At 65.1% G+C, this 8,945-nt stretch carries 8 protein-coding genes and 1 pseudogene; 7 read left to right on the forward strand and 2 right to left on the reverse strand.

Annotation, left to right across the window (positions count from 1 at the left end; genetic code table 11):
* Positions 1–793, reverse strand: a pseudogene (locus RMO12_RS11235) (IS3 family transposase); the annotation flags it as partial.
* A 160-nt stretch (positions 794–953) separates the two neighbouring features.
* On the opposite strand from RMO12_RS11235, the gene RMO12_RS11240 reads away from it, so the two are divergent.
* From RMO12_RS11240 to RMO12_RS11270, 7 genes are read left to right on the forward strand one after another with little or no spacing between them, the layout of a single operon-like run.
* Positions 954–2,654 (forward strand): glycosyltransferase family 39 protein, encoded by a 1,701-nt coding sequence (locus RMO12_RS11240; protein ID WP_309639349.1) that lies wholly within the window; start codon positions 954–956, stop codon positions 2,652–2,654.
* Positions 2,651–3,040, forward strand: coding sequence for an SMR family transporter (locus RMO12_RS11245; protein ID WP_309639350.1), 390 nt, complete (start codon positions 2,651–2,653; stop codon positions 3,038–3,040). The genes RMO12_RS11240 and RMO12_RS11245 overlap by 4 nt, the downstream gene beginning before the upstream one ends.
* On the forward strand, positions 3,037–4,167 hold the full coding sequence (locus RMO12_RS11250) for a DegT/DnrJ/EryC1/StrS aminotransferase family protein (protein ID WP_309639351.1): 1,131 nt from the start codon (positions 3,037–3,039) through the stop codon (positions 4,165–4,167). Before RMO12_RS11245 ends, RMO12_RS11250 begins: the two co-directional genes overlap by 4 nt.
* Before the next feature lie 21 nt (positions 4,168–4,188).
* The gene (locus RMO12_RS11255; protein ID WP_309639356.1) at positions 4,189–5,172 is read left to right on the forward strand and encodes a glycosyltransferase; all 984 of its coding nucleotides are present in this window, start codon (positions 4,189–4,191) and stop codon (positions 5,170–5,172) included.
* On the forward strand, positions 5,169–6,128 hold the full coding sequence (locus RMO12_RS11260) for a formyltransferase (RefSeq protein ID WP_309639352.1): 960 nt from the start codon (positions 5,169–5,171) through the stop codon (positions 6,126–6,128). Before RMO12_RS11255 ends, RMO12_RS11260 begins: the two co-directional genes overlap by 4 nt.
* Before the next feature lie 32 nt (positions 6,129–6,160).
* Complete coding sequence (locus tag RMO12_RS11265; protein ID WP_309639353.1) at positions 6,161–7,201, forward strand: bifunctional UDP-4-keto-pentose/UDP-xylose synthase; 1,041 nt, start codon at positions 6,161–6,163, stop codon at positions 7,199–7,201.
* Positions 7,202–7,206: 5 nt separating this feature from the next.
* Positions 7,207–8,124 (forward strand): polysaccharide deacetylase family protein, encoded by a 918-nt coding sequence (locus RMO12_RS11270; protein ID WP_309639354.1) that lies wholly within the window; start codon positions 7,207–7,209, stop codon positions 8,122–8,124.
* On the opposite strand, the gene RMO12_RS11275 is transcribed toward RMO12_RS11270, so the two are convergent.
* The gene (locus RMO12_RS11275) at positions 8,061–8,858 is read right to left on the reverse strand and encodes a helix-turn-helix domain-containing protein (RefSeq protein ID WP_309639355.1); all 798 of its coding nucleotides are present in this window, start codon (positions 8,856–8,858) and stop codon (positions 8,061–8,063) included. The genes RMO12_RS11270 and RMO12_RS11275 overlap by 64 nt on opposite strands.
* Positions 8,859–8,945 lie beyond the last annotated feature (87 nt).

The following is an 8,945-nucleotide window of genomic DNA, read 5'->3' on the forward strand; positions in this document are numbered from 1 at the left end:
GTTCAGCGCCGCGAGCACCAGCTCGGCGGTCATCTGCTCACCGATGGCCCAGCCCACGATGCGCCGGCTCCACACGTCGAGTACGACGGCCAGGTAGATGAAGCCAGCCCAGGTGGGCACGTAGGTCATGTCGGCCACCCACCAACCGGTTCGGGCTGTCGGCCTTGAACTCACGCTGGACCAGATCGGGCTCAGGCTGCTTGCCTTCGCCACGGCGCGTGGTCACGATGAAGGCGCGGCGCCGGCTGATGCCGCAGATGGCGTCTCACGCATCAGCCGGGCCACGCGCTGGCGGCTGAGGGCCACACCTTGATCGATCAGCTCGGCGCGCACGCGCGGCATGCCGTAGGTCGCATCCGACTGGGCATGGACCGCGCGGATGCGCTCGACGAGCACGGCGTTGTCGATCGCCCGCCGCGATGGCGCTCGATCGCGCCACGCGTAGTAGCCGCTGGCAGAGAGCTGGAACACGCGGCACATGGTGCGCACCGAGACGCCGGCCTGGTTCGCGTTCACGAGTTCGAAGACCCGATGGACGTCTTGTCGCCAAGGGGCGCGTCGCGTCGCGGGAACTGTTTGCAAGGATGTCACGCTCCACTTTGAGCTGGCGGTTCTCGCGGCGCAAGCGGGCGAGTTCTTCGCGCTCAGCGCTGCTCAGCACGTCCTTGTTGCACGCGGGTTTGCCGCTGTCGGCGGCGGCTTGCGCGACCCAAGTCGAGATGCTTTTCGCGGTGACCCCGAACTCACGCGCAAGCTGCGTGGGCTTGCGCCCGGCTCGCACCAGCTCGACCATCTGTCGGCGGAACTCTGCCGGATACGGGGGCTTCGGGTGGGCATGTCGGACTCCTTCTTCCGTGAGGATGAGGTGTCCACGAAACTGGGTCAACGATCCTCTAATACACTTGCCGGACTTGCTGTTCCCTTTTTGCTGAAGTTTGTTAAGCCAGCGAGTGATGTCTGAACGAACCCTGCATTCCGCAGCGATAGAGTCGCCGACCGCGGTGCGGCATGCGAGCGCCCAGTTATCTTGGCCGTGGCTCGCAATACTGTTCGCGCTCTTCACGCTGATCTGGTTCGCGAGCCTCGGGGCCCGCTCCCTGATTCACTCGGACGAAGGGCGATACGCCGCTTTGGCGCTGGAGATGGCGCGCAGCGGCGACTGGATCACGCCACGCCTGAACGGCCTGCTGTACTTCGAGAAGCCCGCGCTCCAGTACTGGATCGGTGCGCTGGGCTTTAAATGGTTTGGTGTCACGGAATTCTCTGCGCGGTTGTGGCCGGGTCTCGCGGGATTCCTGACCGTGCTGATGGTCGGCCTCACCGCGGCGCGCCTGTGGGGGCGAGAGGCCGGCGTGAGGGCCCTGGCGATTGCCGGCTCGACCACCTGGATCATCGGGAACAGCCACTTCCTCACGCTCGATGCCGGGCTGACGTTGTTCCTGACCTTGACGCTGTGCGCCGTCTTGCTGGCCGAATGCGCACATGCCAGTGCGTCCGCGCATCGTCGCTGGATCTGGGTCGCTTGGGCTGCCATGGCCGGCGCCGTGATGAGCAAGGGTTTGGTGGGCGTCGTGATCCCGGGCTGCGTCCTGCTGCTGGTGAGCCTGTGGCGGCGCGACTTCGGGTTGTGGCGCCGCATGCACCTTGTGTCGGGCGGCCTGCTCTTCCTGGCTCTCGCGGCCCCTTGGTTCGTGCTGGTGTCATCGCGCAACCCTGGGTTCACGGAGTTCTTCTTCATCCACGAGCACTTCGCGCGCTACCTGACCAACGTGCACCGCCGCGAGGGGGCGTGGTGGTACTACCTCCCGCTGCTGCTCGCAGGCCTGCTGCCCTGGACCAGCAGCCTGCCCTGGTTGCTGAAGGGCGACACGTCAGTCACCGGGCCTGCCGAGAACATGGCGCGCAGCATGCTCGCCATATGGTGCGGTTTCGTGCTCGTGTTCTTCAGCGTGTCGGGCTCCAAGCTGCAGTCCTACATCCTTCCAATGTTCCCGGCACTGGCCCTGCTGCTCACCCTGCAGTTACGCGACGTCAGAGCGGCCGTCCTGCGGTGGCACCTGCTGGTACCGACCCTGGTATGGGTCGTCGTGCTGCTGGCGTCGACACAGAGCTTTCGCCTTGGCTCGGCCAACACGCCGCCGGAAGTGATGGTGGCGCTCGGTTCCGCCTTGCGCATTGGCGCATTGCTGTTCTTGACGGGTGCGTCGATCGCGTGGTGGTGCCTTGGCCGGCGCCACATCACTGCGGCAGTGCTGAGCGTGGCGCTGGGTCACTTCGCTGCGACGACGACCGCGATGCAGGCGCACGACGCCTACGGTCAACTCAAGAGTGCCGCGCCCCTGTCCAAGGTCCTGCTGCCGCTGCTCGACAAGGACACGCCCGTGTTTGCGGTGCGCAGCTATGACCAGACGCTGCCTTTCTATCTGCAGCGCAACGTGGTGCTGGTGGACTACGTCGACGAGTTCGCTTTCGGCCAGTTGCAAGAGCCCGGCAAATCGCTCGCGACGGTCGAGGAATTCATCGTTCGCTGGCAATCTCTGCAACGGGGGGCAGCCTACATGAGCCGCGATACCTGGCTCGAGCTGCGCGATCGCGGCGTACCCATGCGCGTTGTGTTCGAAGACCCGCGTCGACTCATGGTGATCAAGCCATGAGAGGCGCCGACTTTGCCTGGGTCCTGAGCGGCGTGCTGCTCAATGCGGTCGCGCAACTGCTGCTGAAGGCCGGCGCGTCGAGCGCTGGACAAATCTCACTCGCAGCCACCTCGCCGGCCCTGTGGCGAACGGCCACCGGGCTGGCGCAGCACCCTGCCATCCTGGGCGGGCTGGCGTGTTACGCGATCAGCGTGGTGGTGTGGATCGTTGCGCTGTCACGCGTGGAGGTCAGCATCGCGTACCCGATGCTGTCGATCGGCTACGTGGTCAACGCCCTGCTTGCGTGGTGGCTGTTTGGCGAAGACGTCAACGCGCAACGCTGGTTGGGCATCGGGGTCATCGTCGTCGGCGTCGTGCTGGTTGCACACAGTGGGAGCAACACGTGAGTTCGCCGCCCTTCCTTCCCTTGACGCGACCTTCGATCGACGAGAACACGATCGGCGAGATCGCTTCGGTGCTGCGCTCCGGGTGGATCACGACCGGCCCGCGGTGCCAGGAGTTCGAAGCGGCCCTGTCGAAGCGCTTTGGCGGCAGGCCTGTGCGGCTGGTCAACTCCGGCACGGCGTCGCTGGAGTTCGCGCTGCGGCTATGCGGCGTCGGCCCCGGCGATGAGGTCATCACGACTCCCCTAAGCTGGGTAGCCACTGCGAATGTGGTGCTCGCGGTCGGTGCGACACCGGTGTTCGTGGATGTGGATCCACGCACCCGCAACATCAATCTCGATCTCGTCGAGGCGGCCATCACGCCACGCACCCGTGCGCTCCTTCCGGTCGACCTGGCCGGCCTGCCGGTCGATCGCGATCGTCTCTACGCGATTGCCCGGCGGCATGGCCTGCGCGTGGTCGAAGACGCCGCGCAGTCATTCGGAGCCCGCTGGCACGGCCGGGAGATCGGCAGCCTCGGCGACCTCGTGTCGTTCAGCTTTCACGCGAACAAGAACCTCACCACGGCGGAAGGCGGGTGCCTCGTTCTGAACACTCACGAGCAGGCGCGCAGCTTCGAGAAGCTCCGCCTCCAGGGAGTGACGCGCCTGCCTGACGGCGGCATGGAGGTCGAAGCCTGGGGCGGCAAGGCCAACCTCACCGATGTGGCGGCCACGATAGGACTGGGACAGTTGCGGCACATCGACAGCTTCAATGCGCGTCGCCGGGCACTCGCGCGGCGCTACTTCGAGCGATGGGATCCTTCGCTGGGTTTCGACCTGCCACCCGCCGACCTCGAGAACACGGGCAACTGGCACATGTTCCAGCCGCTGCTTGCGCGCGGGCTCGCGCACAGGCGAGGCGCCTTCATCGAAGCGATGAAGGCCCGGGGCATCGGCGTCGGTGTTCACTACCCGGCGATGCACCTGTTCGCGCTGTTTCGCGCGCGAGGGCACGCGCTCGGCGACTTTCCGGTGGCCGAGGACATCGGCGCACGCACCGTGACGCTGCCACTGTTCCCGGCGATGACCGACGCCGACGTGGACCGCGTGTGCGCTGCCGTCACGTCCGCGGTCGCCGCACTGAGCTGACTCCAGGAGCCACAGGTGACGATGCGAGAAGCAATCGATCTGCCCCACCCGCAGCCCGTCATCGCGGCAAGCGCACCGGTCGTGAGCGTCGTGATCCCGGTCTACAACGAGGAAGCCGGGCTGCCGGCGCTCTACGCCCGGCTATACCCCGCCCTCGACGCGCTGAAGCTCGCCTACGAAGTCGTGTTCATCAACGACGGCAGCTACGACCGCTCCGCGGCGCTGCTGGCCGAGCAGTTCGAGCGCCGGCCCGACGTCACGCGCGTGATCCTGTTCGACGGCAACTTCGGCCAGCATCGTGCCATCCTGGCCGGCTTCGAGCATTGCCGTGGCGAACGCATCGTCACGCTCGACGCCGACCTGCAGAACCCGCCGGAAGACATCCGGCTGTTGCTAGATGCGATGGACCAGGGGCACGATTGCGTCGGTTCGATTCGCCGCGACCGACAGGACTCGATCTGGCGGCGCTGGGCCTCGCGCGCGATGAACCGACTGCGCCGCCGCCTCACCGGCATCGTGATGACAGACCAGGGCTGCATGTTGCGCGCCTACAGCCGCGGCGTGGTGCAGCTCATCAACCAGTGCAACGAGATGAACACCTTCATCCCGGCGCTGGCCTATCAGTTCGCAAAGCATCCGACCGAGGTCATGGTCGGCCACGAGGAACGCTACGCCGGCGAATCGAAGTATTCGCTGTACAGCCTCATCCGGCTCAATTTCGATCTCGTGACCGGTTTCTCGGTGGTGCCGCTGCAGGCGTTCTCGATGCTTGGCATCGTCGTCTCGCTGCTTTCGGGCTTGCTGTTCCTGGTGCTGGCGGGCCGCCGCATCGTCCTCGGCCCGGAGGAGGGTGGCCTGTTCACGCTGTTCGCGCTGCTCTTCCTGATGGTCGGCCTGGCGCTGTTCGGCATCGGTCTGCTCGGCGAGTATGTGGGCCGGATCTATCAGGAAGTTCGGGCGCGGCCCCGCTACGTGATCAACGCGATCCTGGAGCGCAAGCCGTGATCGAAACCCAGGCCAAAACCAGCGCGATCGTGTTTGCTTACAGCGACGTCGGGGTGCGCTGCCTGCGTGTGCTGCTGGATGCTGGCGTGCACGTGCCGCTCGTCGTAACCCATCGCGATGATCCGGCCGAGACCCGCTGGTTCGCAAGTGTTGCGGAGCTGGCCGCCGAACACGGCCTGCCCTGCGTGGCGCCTGACGACCCGAACACGCCGGAGTTCCTGGCGTTCGCACGCGAGAAAGCCGGTCACCCCGACTTCCTGTTCTCGTTCTACTACCGGCGGATGCTCGCCGGCCCGTGGTTGACCTTGCCCGGGTTCGGCGCTTTCAACCTGCACGGCTCGCTGCTGCCCAAGTACCGAGGCCGCGCGCCGGTGAACTGGGCCGTGATTCACGGCGAACGCGAGACCGGCGCGTCCCTTCACGTGATGAACGAGAAGCCCGACAACGGCGCCATCGTCGATCAATGCGCCGTGCCGATCCTCGGTGACGACACCGCCCGCGAGGTGTTCGACAAGGTCGTCGTGGCGGCTGAGATCGTGCTTGCGCGCAGCCTCCCGCGACTCATCGACGGCAGCGCCCGATTCACACCCCAGGATTTGTCGCAGGGGCGCTACTTCGGTGCCCGGCGCCCCGACGACGGCCGCATTCCAAGCGATGCGAACGCCCGGCAGATCCACGATCTGGTTCGAGCACTCGCGCCACCCTATCCGGGCGCGTTCGCGTTCGTGGGTGGGCAGCGCGTTTTCGTCGAGCGCACCCGGCACGCCCCGACACCCCCCGGCGCGCCGGGCCAGGGGCTTCGTATGTGGAGCGACGGTGCGACGCTGTGGCTGCTTGCTGCCGACGGCGACGCGCTGCGAGTCCTCGCCGCACGCTGCGAAGGTGACACCATGCCGCTCAACGCTGCGGGCTTCGAGAGCCGCTTTGCCAGCGCGTGCATCCATGCCGACGCCTGATTGAATCATCCCTTCATCGATTGGCTGCTCACATGCTCAAAGTTCTGATCCTCGGTGTCAACGGCTTCATCGGCCACCACCTCACGCGCCACATCATCGAAAAAACCGACTGGCAGGTCTACGGCATGGACATGCAGTCGGACCGCGTGACGCCGTGGATGGACCATCCCCGCTTTCACTTCTTCGAGGGCGACATCACGATCAACAAGGAATGGATCGAGTACCACATCCGCAAGTGCGATGTGGTACTTCCGCTGGTGGCCATCGCCACGCCGGCAACCTATGTGCGCGAGCCGCTGCGCGTGTTCGAGCTCGACTTCGAGGCCAACCTGCCGATCGTGCGCCACTGCGTCAAGTACGGCAAACGAGTCGTCTTCCCCTCCACCAGCGAGGTCTACGGCATGTGCTCCGACGAGTCCTTCGACCCGGAGGAATCGAATCTGGTCTACGGCCCGATCAACAAGCCGCGCTGGATCTACGCCTGCTCAAAGCAGTTGATGGACCGCGTCATCCACGCCTACGGCATGCAGGAAGGCCTTCGCTATACGCTGTTCCGGCCCTTCAACTGGATCGGCCCCGGACTTGACAGCCTGCACACGCCCAAGGAGGGATCGAGCCGAGTCATCACCCAGTTTCTCGGCCACATCGTTCGCGGCGAGCCGATCCGGCTGGTCGATGGCGGCAGCCAGAAGCGGACCTTCACGTACATCGACGACGGCATTTCCGCCTTGGTGAAGATCATCGCCAACGCCGGTGGCATTGCCGATGCCAAGATCTACAACATTGGCAACCCTGACAACAATTGTTCGGTCCGTGCCCTGGCCGACATGATGCTGGCGCTGGCCAAGACGTTGCCCGAGTACCGGGAGAGGGCGGCACTCGTGCGACTGATCCCGGTGGCGTCGCATGACTACTATGGCGGCGGGTACCAGGATGTCCTGCACCGCGTGCCCAATATCAGCCAGACGATGGCCGATCTGGCTTGGCGGCCGTTGGTGCGCATGGACGAAGCGCTGGCCGCGTTGTTCGCCTACTACCGGGACCAGGTCGAAGCCGCCGAGCTCGTGCTCTGATCGCCATGGCGCGCATCGCACTGAAGGTCGATGTCGACACCTGGCGCGGCACACGGGAAGGCGTTCCAAATCTGGTCAGGGCGCTGAGTGCTGCCCGCGCCGATGCGAGCTTCCTTTTCAGCCTGGGTCCGGATCACACCGGGCGCGCCGTCATGCGTGTTCTGCGCCCCGGCTTCTTGAGCAAGGTGTCGCGCACGTCGGTCCTCGAGCACTACGGACTGCGCACTCTGCTCTACGGCAGCCTCCTTCCGGGCCCTGATATCGGCAAGCGTGAGGCACGCACGCTGCGGTCGGTGCGTGACGCCGGCTTCGAGGTCGGTGTGCACTGTTGGGACCACGTGCGCTGGCAAGACCAGCTACTTTCCAAGGATGCCACTTGGGCACAGTGCGAGATGCAGCGCGCGACGCAGCGATTTGCCGAGGTGTTCGGTGTGATGCCGCGGTTGCATGGCGCCGCGGGCTGGCAGTTCACCAACGCCGCGGCTAGCGCCGAACAGGCGCTGGGCTTCGAGTTCGCCTCCGACACGCGAGGCACTCACCCGTTCCTGCCGGTCTCTGCCAACGGCACCGTGATCGGCCCTCCCCAGTTCCCCACGACATTGCCAACGCTCGATGAACTCATCGGAATCGACCACGTCACGGTCGACAACGTACATCTGCATGTGCTCGCACTGACCGAGCACATCGAACAGGACCAGGTCTACACCCTGCATGCCGAGTTGGAGGGCATGAAGCTACGGCCCGTGTTCGAGAGGTTGCTCGTAGGCTGGCGCGCGCAAGGCCACGAGCTGGTGTCGCTGGCCTCACTGCACGAGAGTCAGCTTTTGAACGCACTGCCAAAGCATCGGATCGAGTTCGGTCACCTGCCAGGCCGATCCGGCTCGTTGACGGTACAGGGTCGGAGAATGGACACCAACGGTTGAAGAGCACCTGCGTTGGCGCGGCCAAGCACCAAGGTTGTTGGCGTCGGCCGAATATTGACCAACCAGCGAGGGTGAAGCCGACCGAACATTGACCAGGGTGAACGACCTACCCTGCCTACTTTTGTGGCAGGGGAGAAGAGGTGATCACCATGGCTTTGATGGGCAAGATTCGCGGCATGAGAATGCGCGACGGGAAGTCGATTAGCGAGATCTCCAGGCTGCTCGCTGCCTCGGGTGCGTGGCAGGCGCGTCTTGTGGCTCTTGCGCAGCAGGGCGACCAACTCGCTGCGCAGCGTGTCGCGTGGCATGGCGTAGATGGCGCAGTAGATCGTCTCGTGCGAGACGCTGAGGGTCTTGTCAGGCAAGACCGGGTTCACGAGCATCACCGCCTTGTTCATGTGAGGCAGCTTGCATGCAGTTTGTTCGGGCGACCAGCGACACCGCAAGCCGCTCAGCACCGTGCGCCAAAGCGGCGTCTTCACGTCAGCGCCGAGCTTGCGCCGGCTCGCACCGGCGGCCCTGCGCCGAGCACCGGATCGGGCTTGCGCCCGGCCGGCGCGATAGTTTGCCGGCGATACCGTCGGGCAAGCCTTACCGCGAATGACCTCGCGGCACACCGACGAGTGGTGAAAGTTCAGTTGCCGGGCAATTGCCCGGCAACTGAACTTGGCCTGAAGCAAAGCCTGGATCGACATGCGATTCGCCTGCGTGATGTGCGAGTAGTGGGTTTGCATTTGAGCGACACCGTACATGATGCGAGGTGTCGCACTTCAAATTTGAGCCGGCCCTCTACCCTCGTCGGCACCATGTCGCAAGGCATC

This window comes from Methylibium sp. (genome assembly GCF_031393925.1).
Taxonomy (GTDB): Bacteria; Pseudomonadota; Gammaproteobacteria; order Burkholderiales; family Burkholderiaceae_C; genus Methylibium.

Excerpts from the sequence above, each read along its gene's own strand:
- RMO12_RS11240 (WP_309639349.1), top strand. The coding sequence starts at position 954 with ATGTCTGAACGAACCCTGCATTCCGCAGCGATAGAGTCGCCGACCGCG.
- RMO12_RS11245 (WP_309639350.1), top strand. The coding sequence starts at position 2,651 with ATGAGAGGCGCCGACTTTGCCTGGGTCCTGAGCGGCGTGCTGCTCAAT.
- RMO12_RS11255 (WP_309639356.1), top strand. The coding sequence starts at position 4,189 with ATGCGAGAAGCAATCGATCTGCCCCACCCGCAGCCCGTCATCGCGGCA.
- RMO12_RS11265 (WP_309639353.1), top strand. The coding sequence starts at position 6,161 with ATGCTCAAAGTTCTGATCCTCGGTGTCAACGGCTTCATCGGCCACCAC.
- RMO12_RS11270 (WP_309639354.1), top strand. The coding sequence starts at position 7,207 with ATGGCGCGCATCGCACTGAAGGTCGATGTCGACACCTGGCGCGGCACA.
- RMO12_RS11275 (WP_309639355.1), bottom strand. The coding sequence starts at position 8,858 with ATGCAAACCCACTACTCGCACATCACGCAGGCGAATCGCATGTCGATC.